The sequence below is a fragment of the Mucilaginibacter sp. SG564 genome, from assembly GCF_013149275.1.
Classification (GTDB): Bacteria; Bacteroidota; Bacteroidia; order Sphingobacteriales; family Sphingobacteriaceae; genus Mucilaginibacter.
In genome coordinates this window covers 209,125-231,327 of record NZ_JABGNA010000001.1, presented here as the reverse complement: position 1 = coordinate 231,327, position 22,203 = coordinate 209,125, and the positions used below count along the sequence as shown (strand labels likewise).

At 42.5% G+C, this 22,203-nt stretch carries 14 protein-coding genes; all 14 read right to left on the bottom strand.

Translation table 11 applies throughout. From position 1 onward, the window contains the following. Complete coding sequence (locus FHW89_RS00860) at positions 1-1,218, bottom strand: glycoside hydrolase family 105 protein (RefSeq protein ID WP_172333121.1); 1,218 nt, start codon at positions 1,216-1,218, stop codon at positions 1-3. A gap of 35 nt (positions 1,219-1,253) precedes the next feature. Next, positions 1,254-1,691, bottom strand: coding sequence for a cytochrome c (locus tag FHW89_RS00855; RefSeq protein ID WP_172333120.1), 438 nt, complete (start codon positions 1,689-1,691; stop codon positions 1,254-1,256). Positions 1,692-1,699: 8 nt separating this feature from the next. Beyond that, complete coding sequence (locus FHW89_RS00850; RefSeq protein WP_172333119.1) at positions 1,700-2,983, bottom strand: sorbosone dehydrogenase family protein; 1,284 nt, start codon at positions 2,981-2,983, stop codon at positions 1,700-1,702. Between the two features lie 95 nt (positions 2,984-3,078). Further along, a complete protein-coding gene (locus tag FHW89_RS00845; RefSeq protein WP_172333118.1) occupies positions 3,079-4,788 on the bottom strand; it encodes a RagB/SusD family nutrient uptake outer membrane protein in 1,710 nt (569 codons plus the stop codon). A gap of 11 nt (positions 4,789-4,799) precedes the next feature. Further along, positions 4,800-8,204: a SusC/RagA family TonB-linked outer membrane protein gene (locus tag FHW89_RS00840; protein WP_253952127.1), complete on the bottom strand. Its 3,405-nt coding sequence runs from the start codon at positions 8,202-8,204 to the stop codon at positions 4,800-4,802. A gap of 137 nt (positions 8,205-8,341) precedes the next feature. After that, positions 8,342-9,220, bottom strand: a complete 879-nt coding sequence (locus FHW89_RS00835) for a FecR family protein (RefSeq protein WP_172333117.1) — start codon at positions 9,218-9,220, stop codon at positions 8,342-8,344. A 107-nt stretch (positions 9,221-9,327) separates the two neighbouring features. After that, a complete protein-coding gene (locus FHW89_RS00830; protein WP_172333116.1) occupies positions 9,328-9,864 on the bottom strand; it encodes an RNA polymerase sigma factor in 537 nt (178 codons plus the stop codon). 37 nt (positions 9,865-9,901) lie between these two features. Continuing rightward, a complete protein-coding gene (locus tag FHW89_RS00825) occupies positions 9,902-10,708 on the bottom strand; it encodes a DUF4350 domain-containing protein (RefSeq protein ID WP_172333115.1) in 807 nt (268 codons plus the stop codon). Between the two features lie 20 nt (positions 10,709-10,728). Continuing rightward, complete coding sequence (locus tag FHW89_RS00820) at positions 10,729-12,597, bottom strand: glycoside hydrolase family 97 protein (RefSeq protein ID WP_172333114.1); 1,869 nt, start codon at positions 12,595-12,597, stop codon at positions 10,729-10,731. A 60-nt stretch (positions 12,598-12,657) separates the two neighbouring features. Next, positions 12,658-14,190, bottom strand: a complete 1,533-nt coding sequence (locus tag FHW89_RS00815; RefSeq protein ID WP_172333113.1) for a RagB/SusD family nutrient uptake outer membrane protein — start codon at positions 14,188-14,190, stop codon at positions 12,658-12,660. 17 nt (positions 14,191-14,207) lie between these two features. After that, positions 14,208-17,621, bottom strand: a complete 3,414-nt coding sequence (locus FHW89_RS00810) for a TonB-dependent receptor (protein ID WP_216650436.1) — start codon at positions 17,619-17,621, stop codon at positions 14,208-14,210. Between the two features lie 258 nt (positions 17,622-17,879). Next, positions 17,880-19,064, bottom strand: coding sequence for a FecR family protein (locus FHW89_RS00805; protein ID WP_172333112.1), 1,185 nt, complete (start codon positions 19,062-19,064; stop codon positions 17,880-17,882). A 286-nt stretch (positions 19,065-19,350) separates the two neighbouring features. Next, positions 19,351-19,911 (bottom strand): RNA polymerase sigma factor, encoded by a 561-nt coding sequence (locus FHW89_RS00800; protein WP_172333111.1) that lies wholly within the window; start codon positions 19,909-19,911, stop codon positions 19,351-19,353. A gap of 314 nt (positions 19,912-20,225) precedes the next feature. Then, on the bottom strand, positions 20,226-22,067 hold the full coding sequence (locus FHW89_RS00795; RefSeq protein ID WP_172333110.1) for an alkaline phosphatase: 1,842 nt from the start codon (positions 22,065-22,067) through the stop codon (positions 20,226-20,228). Positions 22,068-22,203: the final 136 nt, after the last annotated feature.

Genomic DNA, 22,203 nt, shown 5'->3' with positions numbered 1-22,203 from the left:
TTATTTTTTCCTTTCCACTTTAAGCATCTCAGTACCTGCCAGTAAAAATGCGCCAATTCCATGTGTGTCATTGAGCTCGGTTGGACGGGTATAATAAAACTTAATAGCCGTATCCATATTGGTACCTATGCAGACATCCTGTAATTGACCGTCAGCTGTAACTTTGGTTAACAAGCCCTTCCAGCCCTCACGTGCTATAGAAATATATTGATCATTGATCCAACCCTGATTCACAGCTCGGGCCACGGCATAGGTAAACATGGCTGTAACTGAAGTTTCCAGGTAAGAGTCGGGTTTATCCAGCAACTGGTGCCACAAACCGGTTTGATCCTGGTAGCGGGCGTAACCTACTATTTGTCTCAACAGTAATTTGATTAATTCGGCGCGTTTTGGATGATTAGCGGGCAGATTATTAATTAACTCGGTAGTCGCCATAGCTATCCAGCCATTGCTGCGGCCCCAATGGCCAACGCCGTTTGTTTGATCATCTGAGTAGTAGTTATGGAAGAAAAGACCTGTATTAGCATCGTACAGGTATTTGTTGAAATTTTCCACCTGTTTTATCGCGTCATCGAAATATTTAGTGTCGCCGGTTTGTTTGCCCATGCGTGCCAGAAAAGGGATGCTCATAAACATATCATCGGCCCAAAGGGTCATATTCCGTGGATTGGGGCGCGAAAGCGTGCCGTCGGGCAGACGCATTTGTTTGTTGAGAATATAATCTGCTGATCTGCTTAAATAAGCTTTGTAATCTTTTCTGTTTGCCAAGGCATCCACATCAAATAACCCAGCCGACATGGCTCCGCAAGCGTCCAAATTATTAATACTAAAAACTGCACCATACTCCACCTTGGGTGCCTTGGCTTTACGTAAAGTTTCAAAATAACCCAAATTATCAAAAATGAAGGCAAAGTTGCGTTGGGAGTAATCAGCATATTTTTTATCACCCAACACATCTGACATTTGTACCATACCAATGGTCAACACGCCATTTACGTACATCCATTTGTTATACTTGCTGTCAGCTTTAACATCCGGTGACGAAGCCAGCCCTTTGGTAGAGTCGTATTTTTCTTTGGTGTTGGTATTGATAAATTTAAAAGAGGTATTCTGGATCACATTATCTGCAACTTTTCTGATTATTTCTTCGGTATTGCCGCTTTGTCCAAATACATTGGTAGAGCAAAGTATCAGCAACAGATATAAAAATCGTTTCATATTTTATTATTTAACTGTTAGGTATCTGTTTTAAACTATATTTTCTTTTTATTGGTTGCCCTTACCGCTTTTACCTGTGCCGTAGTAATTGGCCCCGCCTTATTGGTAAAATTTTTCCTGACGTAGGTTAACACAGCGGCGATTTCTTGGTCTTTCAAAAAATCATGCGAGGGCATCACGTTGGAGTACGATTCACCATCGATATCCACATTTTCTGAAAAACCATTGAGCACTACCTTGATCAGCCGGGTTTTATCGCCCAGGACATAGGATGTTTTAATCAGCGGGGGATTCATATTCGGCACGCCACCGCCATCCCCCTGATGGCAGGTTAAACAATATTTTTCGTATATGCCTTTACCATCAACCGCAGCTAGCCTCGCGGCAGGTTTTGGTTTTGCTTTGGTTTTAATCTGGGCCAATAACGGAGCGCAACAAAAAAGGCAAGCGATGACCAGAATAGGTTTTTTCATTGTAACCATTATTTTTTAGTGTAGATGATACGATAAATGGTTCCTTTTGAATCGTCGGTAACATACAGGGAACCATCGGCACCCTGGGCCAGGCCGCATGGGCGATGATCGGCACGACCGGCAGCAGTCTTTTCAGGTGAACCGGAAAAACCATCAGCAAATACCTCCCAATCGCCCGCAGGTTTGCCGTCTTTAAATGGCTGAAAAACTACAAAGTAGCCAGCTTGCGGCTCCGGAGCACGGTTCCATGAACCATGGAATGCTATAAAAGCCCCGTTTTTATATTTTGTAGGAAACTGGTTACCGGTATAAAAAAGCAAACCATTTGGCGCCATGTGGCCTGGATAAGCAACTGCCGGGTCTATATATTTAGCATCAGCTTCTTTTTTACCATCGCCGCCGTACTCAGGAGCTTCTATCTTTTTATGCTGAATCTGGTCGTAATACATAAAAGGCCACCCAGCGTTGTCGCCCTTTTTTAGTGCATATAAACACTCTGCTGGTAATTCTGCCGATTGTTTAGTGGTATACAGTTCAGGCCATGAGCTGTTCAGATTATCGCGACCGTGTTGCATTACGAAAAGCTGGTTATCCTGCTGGTTCCATTCCATACCCACCATATTTCTTAGCCCGGTAGCATAGCGTACACCTTCACCATAGCTTTGGTTTAATTTATCAGTCCTGAACTGCCAAACACCACCCATGGAATCCAGTATAGGACAACCCGGTATGCCCGGCGAATGCAGGCCCCTGTCTTTCTCCTGACAGGAGTTAAACCAGGCGCCTATATTCACATAGATATTGCCATCATTATCCAGTGCAAATGATTTGGTTTCATGCTGACGGCCAGCCTTTAAACCGGTAACTATTTTCTCGGGCTGATCGGGGTTGATCACCTCATTTTTGTCATTCACTTTATACTTAAAAACTTCGGTGTTTGATGAGGCATACAGATAGCCTCCTTTTAACGCCACCTCCGTACCACCATAAGTTCCAAAGCTCGATTTAAGTTCAGCCTTGCCATTTGAGGCTTCATGTAATACTAAAATGCCTTTACCTTCTTTGTTGGGTCTGGCCAGCTTTACATAAATATCGCCCTGTGGCGTAACTACCAGGTGCCTTGCTTTGGCACCTGTTTCGGCTACTTTTAAGGCACCAAAACCATCCGGCAGTTTCAATCCCGCATTATCTGCATCGGGTACCACTTCTGAGCCTGGCTTTAACGCGTATAACGATACACTTACCGCAAACCCGGCCATCAACACCAGGTATTTGTTAAATTTGTTTTTCATATATAATTATAGTTCTTTTTTGTTTACGCTCGATAGCTTAACATCTGTAACCAACTGATTATTAATGGCCGGATTGTTTTATATTATCGCCACTTTTACCACCCTGGATTTTGTGTATACGGCGTACCAGTGATAGTTGCATCGATCTGAGCTTGTGGAATCGGGCGTAATACCTGAAAAGGTTTGATATTATTCTTTCCATCAGTATTATGCAGCTTTACCCGCTCCAAAAGTTTGCCGGTTCGCACTAAATCTGTCCAGCGCATCATTTCGCCGCATAGCTCCCGCGAACGCTCATCCAGGATAAAATCCAATGTAAGCTGACTGGCGGTGACATTCATTACTGAGGGATTGGCCGACGGGTAAGCCGCCCTTTCCCGTATGGCGTTTACATATTGTACGGCATCGGTCGCCCTGCCATCCATTACCAAAGCCTCCGCTGCTATCAAATAAGTTTCTGCCAGGCGATATATAATGATAGGCCTGCTTGATGGCGAGTTTTGATCTGGCCGTTTGGTATCAAAATACTTGAACATGGCCGGTGATAAAGCTATACTGTATTTACTTGGCGGAATAACCTGGTAACGGTATTTGGCAATCTGGGCTGCGGTCATTTCATAACCGGGCATCCATATAGCGGTATCCCCTACAGTAAACTTAGGTGCACCGGGCTGAGCTCCTGCCGGTGCACCTGCAGGCAGTGGGTTTGGCCAATTAGGCACCGAAGCAGCGTTATTGCATAACCAGGTTGTTTGAAACGTTTTGTTATAGCGCTTGTCGTTCACCCTTTCTTTAAACACAGTATCGGTAAGCCAATGGGTAGGTACTACACGTATGTAAGGGCGACCATAAAGTGTGCTGCGCTGCATACCTGGCTGCACTTCATATTTTGGAGCAAATAAATGGCAAAGCAAATTATCCGGACCGCTATTATTTTGGGTAGGCGAGCCATTGTAAGCCAATGTTGGAGTATGTTGAACCGACCACAATACTTCGCTGTTTGCCTCGTTGCCTTCTGCATATACACTTGCAAAATCCTGCTGCAACTTTAAGCCACCTGCAGGAGCAACATTATTGATCAGATCAAGCGCTGTGGTGTAGGCATTTTTATAATCGTCGGCTTGTTTGGCTGATGAACCTGCTCTGGTCAGGTACACTTTTGCCAATGCGTGCATAGCCGCTGCTTTTGTGGCCTTGCCCGGGAGCACACCATTGGCTAGTGGACTGGCCGGAAGAACCGCAATAGCGTCTTTAAGATCCTGGATAATAAAAGTGTAAACATCAGCCATTGGCGACCTTGTGGCCGAGGTTGTTGGTGTAGCCTGAAATGTTTTATTTAAGGTTACATCGCCCCAGGATTGTACCAATATAAAATAATAATTGGCCCGCAAAAATTTGGCTTCACCAACGAGGCTTGCGGTAGTTGTGGCATCAAGACCCGATGGCGGATTACCAATTAGTCCGTTACAGGTATTAATATACGTATAGCAATTTTTCCATATACCGGCAACAATACCGTCAGACGTGTTAAAGTTACTGTTGTATTTTACCAGGCCGTTATTACCGTCGTTACCCGCAATAAATTCATCGGTGCCGGGTACAACCATTTCAAAATAACTGTCAGGCCCAAAAATAGTCCTGAAACCGGCATAGGCCGCCGTAAGGCCTGCCTGAAAACCTTGTGTGGTGGTAAAAAAGGCAGGAGTAAGTGTTGATTTTGGGTCTTCTACCAGTGCTTTTTTACATGCTGTGGTTAAAAGACCTAAAACTAAACAGGTGTATAAATATATAGATATCCTTTTCATCTTATTTCAATTTAAAGTGTCATGTTAAGACCGAATGTAAACGACTTGGTAGGCGGCGTATCCACATTTAAAGCCCCGGCTGTTTCCGGGTCAAGACCATGGAATTCGTTCCGGTAAGGCGAGAAAAGTATAAATGGATTTTGTGCCGTTGCATATATCCTTAATGACCTGGCCTTAATTCGCTTGGTTATCGACTCTGGCATATAGTATCCCAAAGTAAGACTCCGGATCTTTAAGAACGTACCATCAAAATAACTCAGCAAAGAAGAATACGGTGTATTTGTTGATGCTGAGTTTGGTTTAGGATAGTAATTCTGATGGTTGGTGGGCGTCCAGTAATCTTCATTGATGTTATTGTAATTACCCTGAAAAGTATTGATAAAACTGCCGCTTTGGAATACTTTGGAAGTTATTGTCCCTCCCACCCGGTAAACGCCAACCACAGTAAAATCAAAACCTTTGTAAGCAATACGGTTGGTAAAACCACCTGTATATTTGGGCTGATCGGATCCTAATATGATCCTATCATTGGCGTTGATCTTACCGTCCTTGTTCACATCCTCAACCCTGATGGTTCCGATAACAGAGCCTGTGCCTGTAGTAGTTAAACCCAGGCTTTTAGCCAAGGCCGAATCAGCTTTGGTGTTTTGCCATATACCGATCTTTTTATAATCAAATATCGCATTGATGGGTTGGCCGACAAATAACCCATTGGTGATATCCTGTGTAACGCCGCTTGCCAGCTTGGTAACTTTGCCGCGGTTAAAAGTGATATTGAAATTGGTTGTCCAGCTAAAAGTATTGCGACCGTTACCGGCTATATTAATAGAGCTTAGACTGATCTCTAAACCCTTATTTTGTGTTTGCCCAACATTGGTTAAAATGCTGTTGGGTATGCCTGATGTTGGTGGTAATGATAGTGGTAATAGTAATGACCGGGTGTATTGATGATAAGCGTCAACCGCGCCTGTGATCCGTCCGTCTAAGAAGCCGAAATCAAGTCCCAGGTTTAAAGTAGATGTATATTCCCATGTAAGGTTTGGATTAGATACACTGGTGGGATAAGCACCCGTTAAATTGGTTGAACCAAAGTTATAGTTTACCGACGATAAGGCTCCCAAAGTTTGGTAAGGGTTAATAGCCGTATTACCCACGGTACCGTAGCTTGCTCTCAGTTTCAGATTTGTTAATACCTTTGAATCCTTCAGAAAGGATTCCTGGGTAACATTCCATGCCGCGGCGGCAGATGGAAAAACATGATATTTATTACCCGGTGCCAGGCGTGACGATCCGTCTGAACGCATGGTTAAGGTAAGCAAGTATTTATTGGCATAACCATAGTTTACCCTGGCCATATAGGATATAATATCCCACTTAGAATATGAACCCGATCCGTTTAAATTTGAACCGTACTGTGGGTTAAAGTATTGGATACCATCAGACAGGATGTTGTTATAACTAAACGAGTTGGATTGCGACTGGCTTTCCTGCAAACTGTATAAACCGGTAAAGTTTATATGATGTTTTTGCGCAAATGTTCTGTCGTAAGTTAAAATATTTTCAAGGGTGTAGTTGTAGCTATAAGTACTCTGGTTATTTGCGGTAGATGCTCCGCCGAGATTATTGGTAGTAGCACTGGCATAGTAATTACCATATATATCGGGCCTTACTTCGGCACCGCCGTTAAACCTGTATTTTAAGCCGGGTGCTAAATTCACTTCTGCATAGGCCGTTGTAAACGTTCCGAATCGTTTGCGGGTTTCAACTACTGCTCCGGGAACAAAATTGGCCAATGGGTTCCATACCTGGTTGGCACTGCCTGCTGTAAAACCTACCAGTTTACCGGTAGCATCATCATATGGCGTTGAAAGCGGGCTTGCCCTGAGTGCCTGACCAAGCGGGTTGGCATTTTCGCCATTGGTATAGCTCAAGGTGTTTAAAGCACTTAAACCAATCTTTACATTTTTGCCCAGTTGCTGGTCGACGCTCAATTTAAGCGAGTAACGAACAAATGACTGACCAAAGTAAATACCGGTTTCGTTATAGTACCCTCCTGATATAGCGTATTGAGTCAGATCAGTTCCTCCAGAAACACCTATTTGATGATCGGTCACGAAACCTGTTTTGTAGATGAGTTTTTGCCAATCGGTACTGCGGCCACTTTTAATGGAGGCTACTTCCTGTGGAGCAAATGAGCCATCGGTTAAAAAGGCAGGATCATCAATACCGGTGTATTTACCCGGGTTTCCGTTGATAAGGCCCCATTTTTTCAGATCCTCAAATTGTGGCCCATTCATGATATTGTAGTTCCCTAAAGGCTTATTAAAGCCGGCATAACCGCTATAGCTGACAGTTGTCCCACCTTTTTTTCCACGGCGGGTTGAAACCAGCAGAACGCCGTTAGCACCTCTTGAACCGTAGATGGCCGTTGATGACGCATCTTTTAATACTTCTAAAGAAACAATGTCATCCGGGTTGATATCATTGAGGCTGCCGTTAAAAGGGATACCATCAACTACGATTAATGGCGAGTTCGAAGCATTTATGGAACGGGTTCCCCTGATCAGGATAGATGGTGTTGCGCCGGGATGACTGTTACCGCCGCTTTTCTGGATATCAACACCTGCTGCCTGTCCTTGTAATGCCTGCCCTATATTGGAAGCCGGAATATCACGAAGTGCTTGCTCATTTACAGAAACGATAGAGCCGGTTACATCAGATTTTTTCTGAACACCATAACCTACTACGATCACATCATTCAATGATTTCAGGTCAGACACCATCACTACATTGATAACCGTTTGATTGTTAACCGGAATCCGCTGCTTTTTATAACCAATTGATGTAAAGGTAAGCACTGCATCAGATTCCACTTTAAGCGTGAAGCTACCACTTGCATTGGTAATAATGCCTTTTGTGGTGCCTTCAACACCTACAGAAACACCGGGCAGGGGGCCATTCGAATCCGATACTTTTCCGGTAACCGTAATTTCGGCGACGGATGCGTTATTCATATCCAGCGTCACCGGTTTACCGATCAATAAGTTAGCTTTTGACGATTCAGATTTGTCGTAGATAACAATTCCCGAATTGATTTCTTTGAAGGATAAATGGGTTTTAGCAAACAAATAATTTAAAACCCTGCCCAATGGTTCGTTCTGAAATTTACGCGGCGTTACACTGTAGCCTTTCAAATCGGCAGGGTTATAAGAAAACTTTATGTTTGATTGTTTTTCAAGCTTATCCAGGGAGTTTTGTAATGACTCGTTACCGAATGCAATTTTAACGGGCTGATCCGCTATCTGATCAATCAGGCCATTCGCATGCAATAGCTGGCTAAACACCAATGAGCTGATCATAACCAGCATGAATACCTTCCTGAAAAAAGTAAATAATTTAGTATGATTTTTTATCATCTTTACGTGGTTTTTTGGTAAAAAAACTAGCGATGAATTATTGGATTAGCTTGGAACCTGCCAATAACTCATTATTTTAACTCTGGCCGATATTACCGGCATTCAGCGGGTGATATCGGCTTATTTGGCTTACTGATTCACATTTTCTTCAGATAAACCTCCTTTCCTTTTATATCATAATCCAAATGATGAATGGTTTTAATGATATCCAGTACATATTGTAAAGTATTAGTTCTTGAAAAATGGATGGTAGTTGTAAGATGATGTATCCGGCTGTGATCATAATTGATCTGCACGTTATAATTGTTTTCCAAACGCATTATCAGTTCATCAAACGGGATAGTGTACAGGTTGATCTCGTTTGATGTCCAGGCAGCCACTTTTTCAGCATCAATTAATCTAACCCGATGAGTGCCTGCTTTTTGATCGTAAATAACCTCTTTACCTAAGGTGATCACGCCAAAGCTTGATGATTGCTTGCCTACTTCTACCCTGCCGCGGGTAACAGACAAGCGTACATCGCTAATACTTTTATAGAATTTCACATTAAATGCAGTTCCCAATACGCGTGCATGTAAACGGCCATAATGAACCGTAAATGGAGATTGATCATCATGCTTTATATCAAAATAGGCCTCGCCGTCAAGCAGTTCTATTTCCCTGGTTTTGCCAAAGTGATCGGGAAATTTCAGTACAGAACCGGAATTTAACCAAACCGTTGACCCATCAGGAAGCTGAATGTTTTTGATGCTGCCTTTGGGTGCGGCTACTGTTACCCAGCTGGCTTCTCCATTGGCAGATAATTTTTTGTACAAAAGTCCCGAACAGCACATCAGCAGTAAAGAGGCCGCCATGGTATATTTAGCCGTTGTAGTTTTCAGAAAATGCCATCTCCCCAAAATTTCTTTATGGATATTATGGAGCATTTCTTTTTCCACAGCACGCATAGCTTCCTCGTCCCGAAGATGTTCTTCCCCAATTTTATCATTGGGTTCAGGCTTCCGCCATAGCATCATGATGATCTGTTTTAAGTTTATAAACTGTTATTTAAACAGTTTTTGGTTTTGATAATATATACAAAGCATAGACCATCTGGTACCATATTTATTTTTATAAAAAATGACTAAAACATACCCAATTTTGTACGTAGTATTTTCAAGGCATTGGAAAGCTGGTTTTTAACTGTGCGGGGGGTAATGTTAAGCGTTTCGGAAATTTCATTAACAGAAAGATGCTGCCTGCGTGATAAAATAAAAACCTCCTGCATTTTCCGGGGCAGTTCTCTGATCTCTCCATCAATTACGATCGAAAGCTCTTTAGCCATTAGGTTATCTTCGTTGGTGTATTGATTTACCTCATCCAGATATAATAATTTTTCCAATCTTTTTCTTCTGGCCGAATCTTGCTTATAAAAATTAATAATGTTGTTTTTCAGTATCTTAAAAAGATAAGAGGGCGTATAAGCATCGGGGTTAAGGTTCTGCCTGCAATTCCATAAATTTATGAAAACCGTTTGCACAAGATCCTTCGCATCCTCCTGTGAGGATGTTGAACGATAAGCCGTTTGATACAAAACACGCCAGTTTCTTTTATAAAACTCATCAAAGGCGCGGATATCCCCTTTTTTAATTAATACGATCAATTCAATTTCTGAAACCATTGCTTAGCACTGAGATGATTGATTATTTATCCTCTTTTTACTTTCCCTTTGCAGATACCTGATCTAACAACCACTTGCTCAGATCATCTGCCGCCTTATCATTGTCAAAACCCATAGCGGCAGGTAATCTGCCATTAGTATATTCATTGTACAACCACGGATCGCCAACGGCCACTACCCTACCTTTTCCATATCGGGCACTGCCAACAATTACATGAGCATCATCAATAAGCAAAGGTTTAGCCTGGGCTGATAGTTGAAGTGTGGCGATATCTTTCAGATAAACTTTTTTAGCGGTTTTAAATACCGGATCATTTGCGGGGATATTAATGGTCCCCATTTCAAACTGAGTACCGATCACATGTTTATACAGATCATCATTGAAATGGATCCCAAATTTTGCAGCCAACACGTTTAGATGTGGTAATTCAGCATTAGCACTATCGTTAGCCATTAAAACCAATACACCACCTTGCTTAACCCAGTCAGCTATAGCTTTGATATGTTGGGATTCGATATAATGAGGATCAGGGGTTTCTTTTTTAGTATCCGGGTCAACAATAATATAAATGTCGGTTCCCTTTAAATTATCAGGAGTTGGTTCATTTTCAAGACTTTTTAAACTGGCTCCGTTCTTCTTAAAAACATCACCCCATATAGAAAAACCACTGCTTTTAGTATCCTCCCAGGTATAGTGATACCTCTCCTGCTCCCCGGCTTTGTTTTTCCGGTATTCATTATTAAAATAATAATCCAATGTAACCGTTTTTTGCTGCGCCCTTAATGCAGGCGATATCATTAAACCAATAACCAATAGAATGCTGTAAGCAGTGATCTTTCTCATATTTTTTAATTTGTGATCAATTATTGCAGATTAAACCTGGCCACATATCCGCCCCCTGTACCTAAGCTCAATGATACTACGTCGGTAGGTTTTACTACTGAGTTTTGCGTTTTTAAAGCTCCTGTATTATCCGGATCGTCAGTAAGGCTTGAGCATTTAGCCGAAGCTTTCAAAAAGCTAAGTGATATTTGAATATTTTTTGGCTGGGCTCCGTTCATAACGGCTAAAAACCAGGTATTGCCTTTTCTGCGGGCAAAAACGGCCAGTTCCCCTATTGCCGATGGCTGCAACACAATGGTTTCATTCCAGGTGGATGGAATACTTTTGATGATATCCCCTCCGGGGTTCTCCAGCAAATGCTGCGGACTGGCAGCATAGGTTAATACCGGGGCTGTTAAAATAACAGCGCTTGCAATCTGATTTGTCCAGGTGGTGTTTTTACGGCGCTCTCCAAAATGCACAGGTGTATACTCCGCCGGTCCAGCTAAAAAACGCGTAAATGGTAGCGTTGTGCTATGCGTTGCCCTATCAGCCAGTCTGCTCGATTCCATACCTTTGACTGCTTCGCGTGTCAGTTCATTTGGCCATGTACGTAGCTGACCGGTTGGCTTATTGGATCCATGAAAATCAACCATTAAATGTAATTGCGCGGTCTCCATTAAGATATCCTGGTACAAGTCGACTACTTCTTTAGCTTCGTTATCAAAGAAATCGATCTTTAATCCGCTGATACCTAAATCATGACAACGTTTGAACTTCGCCTGTCTTAACGAGGCATCTCGAAGGTCTTTGGAGTGCATCCATACCCATATGTCCACTCCTTTTTGTTTGGAATAGCTTGTCAGGTCTTTGATTTCATCATCGCTCCATTTTTCCCAAAAACCTTCGAGTATATTATGTTCAAAACCCAGTTCGGCTGCCAGGCGTGAATATTCTTTCATGTTATTCACAGTTTTATCGCCTGCACCATCCAGGTATTGCCATACGGCTCGCCCCGGTTTTATCCATGAGGTAAGGATTCCGTCGGGAAAGTATTTTTTATCAGGCGGCGGGCACAAATTATGTACGGCATCACAATTAACCAGCGTATTCAGATCTGAGCCTATCATAACCACACGCCATGGCGTAGTAATGGTACCGTTGATTGCCGCCGGTTTGGACACCCGCGCTATATCGTCTTTACTATACCTCAATTCATAAGGATGGGAGATCGGGTGATGATCTGCCAGTTGTAAAACCAGTTTTCCTTGCCCTGCCGATTGCAAAGCCATACCTGCATAGTTTTTCAGATCAGCTTCGGTAATAGAAGCATAACCTGCATTACCTGGCAGTTTAAAAGTAGCAGGCGGCGCTATCCATTGCCCGGCACTTATCGAATCTATAGATTTTTTTGTATGCTGCCCTTCATAATGACCGTTCAGATCATGATACCAGATGGTACTACCGGCAGGCACATTAAACTCTGTAGTTTCATCAGGGATACGCTTATCATTTTTATTCCCCGGTATAATAAAGCTAAAAGCAGCCGCATCATTAAATACCCGAACATCAAGCTGATAGCTGATCTTACCATGCTGGAGCTTTATTTTTGCACCATTAAAATGATTAACAGCTAAGGAGTGTGCGCCATACCATGGATAGCTTTCATTTATGCTGTATGTGGAGTTTCCGGTAATGGTGGCATGGTTAGTGAGCACGCTTTTATCAACACTGATATGTAAAGCTGAAGCATTGATAACCGCTTTGTTTTTGTATTGAATATTATAAGATAAAGCCCCTGCTTTATTAAATACTTCTAAACGCACCTGCTTATCGGGACTATAAACAATAACATTACCCAGGGCAAACAATACAGGGGGGCAAGTTATAAGCAGGATTATCAGGCTCATAACTATTTTAAATTGATATTTAGTTGTCATTGATGTTTTCTGATGATAATTGTATCTGGGTTAATAGCCTGGTGTTTGTTTAAATGCCGTATTACCCACCGCTTTGGCTATATCTATCTCGGTTTGTGGCACCGGCCATATGGTATCACGCAGCGGGAATGTGCGCTGGGCTGCGTTGGGGTCTTTGATGGTTGGTATGATTACCCTGTCGAGCCCCCATCTTTTCAGATCGAAATACCGCTGACCTTCCAAAGCCAGTTCAATCCGCCGTTCATGCCGTATGCGGGTACGCATGTCGGCCTGTGAAAGTCCATTAGGTATAGCAGGCATGTTTACGCCAGGCCGTGTACGAACAGCATTAATAGCCGCATAAACACTGGCATCAGGACCTGAAACCTCATTTTTGGCTTCGGCATACATCAGCAAAACATCGGCATATCGAAGATACACCCAATCCTGGTCGCTTTGTGTACCGATAACGGTTGCCCGTGTTGAGTCAACACCTTTTTTGTTCAGGAATCCGGCCGTAGCGCCTATGGCAGCAGGAACAAAGGGTATCCCTCCCTTGTACAAAACACCCGGAGTTAATATGGTAGCGAGTAACCGTGGATCGCGATTGGCATATGGTGTTGCCGGTTTATATAATGGTGATGTGCTAATAGGCAAGCCGTCTGTGCATTCATAATCATCAACCAGATAGCCCAAAGGCTGAAAACTGGAGCTGTAGGTGTACAAATAATCAGCCGGGCTAAATGCAGTAGGAACCTGGTATCTGCCCGAAAACATGATCTCGGGATTGTTATTTTGCCCTGGTTTTAAGAACAAACCCTTATAACCACCGGTATAAATGCTGAATTTCCCGTCAGCTATGATCGCATTGGCAACAGTAGCAGCCTGCTGGTATTGGCGATTCGCCATGTATACCTTTACAATATAACCCAAAGCCGAACCTTTAACCGCATGGCCGCTATAAGCCGTATTGGGCAGGTTATTAACGGCAAAGTTTAGATCGCTGAGTATGGTATCAATCACTACAGCTTTAGGCGTTCTGCCCATTTGTGAATTTGCCGGGTTAATGTTTATCTGGTGGGTAGACAGTACCACATCGCCATATAACTGGGTAAGCAAAAAATACCAGTAAGCCCGCACAAACCGTACTTCGGCTATGTATTGATACAGCGTTTGCGATGGCAGATTGATTTTCCGCACATTATCCAGAAAAGTATTACAAGCCTGTATAGCCCGGTACGATGTGGTATAGGCATCGGATTGCAAACCACCTACGGTTGGCGTAATAGCCCCCTGAGCAATATTAGAGTATGCGCCGCTATAGGCATTGTCGCTCAGGCTTTCCCAGTAAGGTGTACCTGCTCCAAAACCCTGACCCGTATTGGTTGAAGAGGTGTAATTAAAGCCCTGTATAAAAAAACTATAAATACCCGATAGCGCAAGATCGGCGTCGTTCTGTGTTTTCCAGTATACCCCGCTGCCTATGTCTGCAGGAGGGTTCTGATCTAAAAGGTTCTTTTTACAGGCAAATAATAGGGTTGCCATCAAAAAGATCATCAAATATTTTACTGCTGTTTTCATCATTATTTTGATAAATAAGTTTAAAATGTAGCCTTTATCCCAAAAGAATAAACCTGGTTTTGCGGGTGCGTAACAAATCGTGTGTTGGAAGCCACCCTCTCCGGATCAAGCCCAGGGAACTTGGTGAACGTAAACAGGTTATCCCCGGCAAAATAGATGCGTAAACCTGACATGAACAGGCGGTTAGCAAAATTCTTTGGCAGATTATACCCTAACTGAACATTCTTTAATCGCAGGAAAGAAGCATCTTTTAAATAATAGGTAGATGCTGTATTGGCATTACTGCTGATATTACCCTGACCCAATACATAAACCATAGGCATAGTGGTACTGTGGTTAGTGGGTGTCCAGGCATTCAGCCACTCGCTTGGCGGCGGCGAACCCTGGTTAAATGGTTGTATACCCCACCCATTTACATATAGCTTTTGACCATATGAACCATAAAAGAAAACGGTCAGATCAAAATTATTCCAGGTGGCACCAGTGTTAAAAGAATAATCAAATTTGGGATAAGCGCCTGGTACAATTACACGGTCATTATCATCAACCTTGCCATCGTTATTGGTGTCGGCATATTTGATATACCCCGGTTGAGGATTGTATTGTTGCTTAGGTGAGTTGGCGATCTCTTCTGCCGATTGAAATATTCCCACATACTTTAGCATATAAAAACTCCCATAAGGTTGGCCTTCCTGGTTAATGGTATTGGTACCGGTGTTGATAGCAGGAGCACCATATGATACCAACGTGTTTTTATTAGCTTGTATAGTTCCGCCAAAGGTGAAACCGACCTTACCAAATCGATCATTATATTGAAATGAAGCCTCAATACCGGTATTTTTCATTTTACCATAATTGATGGTCGGTGCGCTCAACCCGAAGTATAAAGGGGTAAGGGGTGCGGCATTTTCGAGAATACCAGAGGTTAACTTGTTATACCAATCGAAGGAAAAGCTCAGCTTATTGTTAAACACTGCTATATCGGTACCCAGATCAAATACACGGGTTGTTTCCCATTTGATAGCGGGGTTGGTCAATGAGTTATTAACTACGCCGCTGGTAACCGTGCTGCCCGAAAATGGATAAGCATAGCTGGTTTTGTTATTGTAATAGCTTTTAAAGTTATAGGTTTCCTGGTAAGGATAATTGCCGATATTCTGATTACCGAGGTTACCCAAAGAAGCCCGGAGTTTCAGGTTGCTTAACCAGGTCACATTGGTCAGGAATTTCTCTTTGGTAGCCACCCATCCTACAGACACCGACGGAAAAAATGCCCACCTGTTATTCGCTGGAAAACGCGATGAGGCGTCATAGCGGGCATTGGCCTCTAACAGGTATTTCTCCTGGTAATCATAGTTAAACCGGCCATAGTATGAGTGCAGGGCGTAAATATTGCTGGTTCCGTTGTTTAGCTGCGAAGCAACCGGTCCGGCATCAATTTCCTGCAGCGTGTTGGTAGCAAAAGGCAGGTTGCGGATACCTTCTAAATTTTGTGATTTGTTATACTCTACCTGGGTACCAGCCAGCAATTTGAAATTGTGTGAATTATTGATCGATTTGCTATAGGTAAGCTGGGTGTAAGCGATTGGGTAAAAGGTATTATTATCGGTTACATCGATACCCTGTCCGTTTACGTCAAGTGTGCGCTCGGGGGCATCAGTGGGCTTGGCAAACCAATTGTACTGATTAATTACAGGTTTAAAATCGGTGGTTTTGTTAAAATCAAAGTTAAAACCCGCGTTGGTACGCCATTCCAGGCCTTTTAATAAGCGTATATTGAGGTAGAAACTGCTTTGTACATAATAATCATTTTGCTTATTAATAGCGTTCTGCGCAATTGCTATCGGGTTTTTATTGGGGGTTTGTACGCTTGGGAATACCGAATTGGTGTAACGTCCGCTGCCATCAGGCAAAATGGGGCCGTATAATGGTGTTTGTGATAGTGCCGACAGGAATTGATCCTGACTTCCTCTTGAGGTATACCCCCGTTCGCTATAGTTTAAAGTAATATTTGATCCAAATGTTGCCCATTTATTAAGTTTAGAATTCAGGTTAGCCTGTAAATTGTATTTTTTATAATAGTATCCCAGCATGACATCGGGCTGGTCAACAAAACCTAAGCCCACGTTAAAGGTTGTGCCGTTGCTGCCGCCGGTTATGCCAATGTGATGTGTTTGTACGTTTACGGTTCGAAAAATAGCATCCAGCCAGTTATAGTTAGGATACAATTTAGGGTCTGAAGGATTTTGATACAATGCTATCTGCGCATCGGTAAATTTGTTGGGGTAGTTTGAATTGGTAGCGGCCTGATTCCATAAGGTCATGTACTGCACCGAATTATAGATCAGGTTTTCGGGCAAAGCCGTTGCGCGGGTTATCCCCAGGTTATAATCATAGGAAAGCTGCACTTTACCTTCTTTACCTTGTTTGGTAGTAACCAATATCACACCGTTGGCCGCACGGGTACCGTAAATAGATGCAGATGCCGCGTCTTTCAACACCGTTACCGATTCAATATTTTGCGGATCAAGGGCGGTTAGGCTTCCCGGTAAACCGTCAATAATAACAAATGGCGCATTACCCGCACCGCTAAAAGTTCCGTTACCCCTTATCCGCAGGGTTGTACCCTCATTACCAGCCTCACCAGACCCCTGCACAACAGATAAGCCTGGTAATTTACCTTGTAAGAGCTGGGTTGGATCGGTAGCTACCCTTTTGTTTAGCTCCGTACCTGTAACGGTGGCCACCGCGCCGGTCAAATCAGCTTTCTTTTGGGTTCCGTATCCAACTACTACAACCTCGTTCAGGTTATTAGTAGCATCTTTCAAAGTAATATTGATGGTTGTTTGGCTGCCAACCGTTATTTCCCTTGTTTCAAAACTAACATAGGAAAATACCAGCACCGCCTGCTCATCTGGTACTTTTATAGCATAGTGCCCCTGCACATCGGTTATAGTACCAGTTACTGATCCTTTTACTTTTATGTTGACACCAATTAAGGGTTGTCCTTTATCATCAACAACCTTACCCTGAACATCAATGCTGACCTTTATATCTGTTTTAGCCTCGGCTTCTTTTTGCTTGATTACAATGGTGCCCTGGATGATCTTATAAGTGATGGGCTGATCCTTAAAGCATGTATTTAAGGCGTCCTCCACCTTTACATGTTCCAGGTCGATATTTTTTATGTGGATGCGTGCTATATCCTGTTTTACGTTTACATAGATCAGCTGATAGCCGCTTTGCTTTTCAATAGATTCCAGGACGGTTTTGATGCTTACATTTTTTTCGTGCAGCGTTACAGTTTGGCTCAAACTTCTTGCGCTTACACTGGTAAAAAAGGCAATCATTATAATGGCAATCAGTTTCATAACCAATAAAATTTTAGTTATAGCCGGCCACTTGCCCGGCGTGGACTTAGAAATGAATTTCATACTTTTGTACAGTTTGGGTTAGACTCGAATTTTCAATTATGCGGTCAGCAATAATTGGTTTGCCCAGATATAACCGGGTGAGTGTTCCAGCACTCTCCGGTTTTTATCATCGTTAAAAATGTGTGAAACGGGCCGCGTAACTGTGCCCTGTATTTCTTAAGGTGTAGCAGGTATTTGTTCGTTCATCGTTCTTAATTTAAGTTGAATAATTGGTTAAATGCTCTCGTAAACAGATCTGTCTTCTCACACACCGATCTGTTATTTAGTTATGGTTACGGTTTTTCCTTTGATATTGAAGTGCAGGCCTGCGTACTTTAGTATGTTCACAAACCCATAAAAATCAACCTTACGCGACATTTTGCCGCTAAACTGAATTTCCGGGATATCGCCCTCGTAAACCACATCCAGATCATACCACCGGGCAGCCTGTTGCATAATCCCTTTGATACCGGCATCTTTAAATATAAAGAAGCCATTTTTCCAGGCCATTTCCTCTTCTATATTGATATCGCTTGTTATTTTTTGCTGGCCCTGGTTATTTATGATTGCCTGTTGCCCCGGCTTGATCACATTAACACCAGATGATGATTGAACCCTTACAGATCCCTCTAACAAGGTAGTTTTACAATTAAGCTCATCGTCATAAGCCATTACGTTAAAGTGTGTACCTAAAACCTGTACATCGGCCTTATTTGTTTTTACAATAAATGGCATGGCAGTATTTTTTGCAACTTCAAAATAAGCCTCGCCGGTTAAGTAAACTTTGCGTTCTTTTCCAATGAAAGTAGTGGGATATTTCAGGGTAGATGCCGAGTTCATCCAAACCTTTGAACCATCGGCCAATATCAGCTGGTACTCTCCGCCCCTCGGAACCATAATGGTATTGAATGCAGGCGTTTGCGCAGCATCAGCATCACGGCCATTTTGTTTGTAGGTAAGCACATCATTTTGATTAGATACGGCTGTACCATCTTTTTCGCTCAGCGATATATTTTGGTGTTTTTTAAGGGTTACTTTTTGACCATTATCCAGTATCAACATAGCATGATTGCTTCCGGGATTAATTGGGGTTTGTGCTATTTTATTAACCTGCTTTTTCTCTGACCGCTCATTTCCCCGGTATAATAAAAAGGAAACACTAAGCAGCAATAACACTACAGCTGCATATTTCAGTAGCGACAGGTATTTAAAACGCCGAGGTGTTTCTATTACATCCAGCTTTCCTTGTAGCTTTTGCCATGCCGCGTTGTTATCTATCGTATTCCAATATTTCAGTTGCTTCTCCAGGTGATCAGGATCGGTCAGCTTATTAAACAGTTCACGGTTATCTTCGCTTTCATCCATCCAATTTTCCAGCCACAGATGCTCATCTGGTGAAATATCACCATTTAGCAATTTGCCGATAAGCCCGGCAACATAAATATCGCGTTCGGTTTTTTCCATTGGTTACTATACAAACACCTATGGCTACGCAACGGGTGACAGCTTTTCAAAAAAAATTATTTAAACGTGAGTCCAGGCTAAGAAATGTGATCATTTTTTGACAAAAGTGGGTTTACATGGTTTACACTTTTTACGGCTTACATAAATTTAACTAATTGAAAATAAGATAGTTAAATATGAAAAACACATTAAATTGGGCAAATAGTGTAAACCCACAAATAAAGCATTCGGGATACCATTAAGTAAGGAGAATACCTATTCAAACCTCACCATATTTCATACTGACTCACAGTACTTTATGTATCAACAATGCTATAGCAGTTGGCGAGTGTTTTAGTATTTCGCGCAGAATACGCAGGCTGCGTACTTTTTGAGTTTTTACGGTATTGATAGAAACCTGCAGGTAATCGGCTGTTTCCTGGTTGCTTAGTCCTTCAAAATAACTGAGATAGATTACCTTACGATAGCCTGGTGGCAATTGTTCGACGGCCCGCTGCACCTCTTCCAGTACCTCCGCTTCAATGAGTTGATGGATGATATTGGGTTGTTCAATAGTTTCTACTAATGCGTTTTCAAATTTATCAACCACCTTTTGGTGCCTGTAGGAATTAATGCAGCTATTTTTGGTAGTTAAATATAAAAAGGCCTTTATCACATTCAAGTCGGTAAAATTCCCCCGGCGTTCCCATAATTTTACAAAAGCATCCTGAACAATATCTTCAACGAAATTTTCATTAACGATCCCGGCGGCAAAGAAACATACACGTTTGTAAAAAAAGTTAAAAACGTGATTGAACGCTCCCATATCACCACTTTGAAATGCTGTTATCGAAAACTTTTCGGGCATAAATATCAATCTTAGTTTTTTAGGTTAACCGTACCGACTGTAACTCTAAAACCGGGCTTAACCAGTTTGTTTAGACTGCCTTATTTTTGCAGTCAGGAAAGGTCATGATCAAGCGCTATTCGCGGTTATAATTGGTTAACTAAATTAGAGATAAATGCGAACAGAAGAACAGGAAGTTTAGCTAAAAATGCGCAAACGTTTCCGGAAAGCTAAGAACAGGTAAATAACAAATGGCACTAAACGAGCAAAAAACGCCTTAAGTAATTCATTAAGGCATTTTTTGTTCCTGGTTCAGGAAAGTGTCTTTTTTACGCTTACTTGGCCTTGATGAGGGCTAATATTTTGTTAAAAATATCGGTATTCTGGTACACACCTCTAAAATCGCCGGCATGCGGACCGTAGGCAAACACCGGAACCGGAGTACCCGTATGGTCATTGGTACTGAAATCGCCCCACACATATCCGCTTTTAATATTGCCATCCAACAGGGTTAAGCCACCTGTCTCATGATCGGCGGTAACAATTACCAGCGTTTCACCATCCTCATCGGCAAAGCGCAGCGCATCACCTACTACGCGGTCAAAATCGCTGTTTTCGGTAATTACCTGTTTCAGATTATTGCTGTGGCCGCCATGATCAATCTGTGAGCCTTCAACCATCATAAAAAACCCCTGTGGATTATTTTTAAATGTGCTGGTTACTTTGTTAAAGGCCTGTGGCAAATAATTTCCCCGGCCTTCCATTTTTGGACGGGTTACGCTATCATCAACCAGGGCCACTATTTTAGGCGCTTGTGAGCTTAAAAACTCATCAAAATTGCGGATAATGGTATAGCCTTTTTGCTTCATTTTATCCAGCGGAGTTTCGCCATTCACCTTTTCTGTAAAATCCTTATAGCCCGAACCCAATAAGATGTCAATTGGTGTAGATACCATATCATTAGCAATGGCGGCAGCGCTTGAGCGCTCCGACTGATGAGCATAAAAAACAGCCGGTGTGGCATCGGTTAATTCACAGGCAACAATATCGGCAGTTTTCTTACCGGCCTCTGCGCTGTAAACAGCCAGGGATTTCAATGGTTTACCCGATGGATCAACCCCTACCGCACGGTCGTCTGTCTTTTGTCCGGTTGCAAAGGCGGTACCACCAGCAGCCGAATCGGTGATATAAGCATCAGCCGAGTAAGTTATCGAGAACCCTATATTTTGCATCTGGAATATATTCAACTCACCACGATTGGCCGTGTAGGTTGAATATATTTGTGACAAGCCCATGCCATCACCAATACATAAAATAATGTTTTTGACCTTTTTCTGTGAACCATCTGATTTATAGGTTGGATGGTATACCGGGTAAGGTGCCGGTGCTACATATTCGCTGCGCGGTTTTTTATTCAGAAAATCACCAAGTTCTTCTATTTTATCAGTACCTATTACATCAACGCCCAACCTGATCAGCGCAAGCCAGCTGCTTTTGGTATCGGGTGTTTCCCAAAAACGGATCATTTTGCCCGCTCTGTGCACACTATCTATGCCTGCTTTCACCCTGCTGATCTCCTCTTTGTTCAGTACACCCTTACCGTTCCATTTCAGATATTTACCAAATGGGAAGCTCACCAGTCCTATCTTTTTCCATTGCTGCGCGTTAAAGCCATCCATATGGTCAACATCAAAGGAGATCCAGTCCGGATAGTTATTCATTTCTGCTGCAGGCGGTACGGCACCGGTCATCACGATAGATAAGCGCCCCGGATGCCCCTCATAGGAAAAATATTTTTCAAGCGGCTTTAACTCTTTGATCACTAAGGGCAAAACGGCCTTATGATCTTCTTTGATCTCGATGAGTAAACGCAGTTTCCGTTCCGGGTCAAGGCTAAATTTCTCGATCAGCGGATCGATGTATAGAATTTTTAACGACCGTTTGGCACTGATCTCCTTTTTATCGTGAGCCACCATCAACTGACCGTTAACGGCATAAACATCAGCCTCGATAGATCCAAAACCTTTTTCATATGGCCTCAGAAAAGGGATATTATTTTTATAATCATTATGCGAATGCGCATCGGCAACGGTATAGGTTTTGATTTGCGCACCGGCACTGATACCGGTAATTGTTAAGACTCCTAAAATGGTAACTGCTTTTGTAAAATTATTCATGCGGATATTGTTGATGTAAAACGGCGGTGCAATATAGCCCCTGTTTTAATTTGCGCCAAAGAAACTGTTATCTTGTTAACATAAATTAAACTGAATGTTAACCTCATCTTTTTCGTGATACCTATCCGCTCCAAAA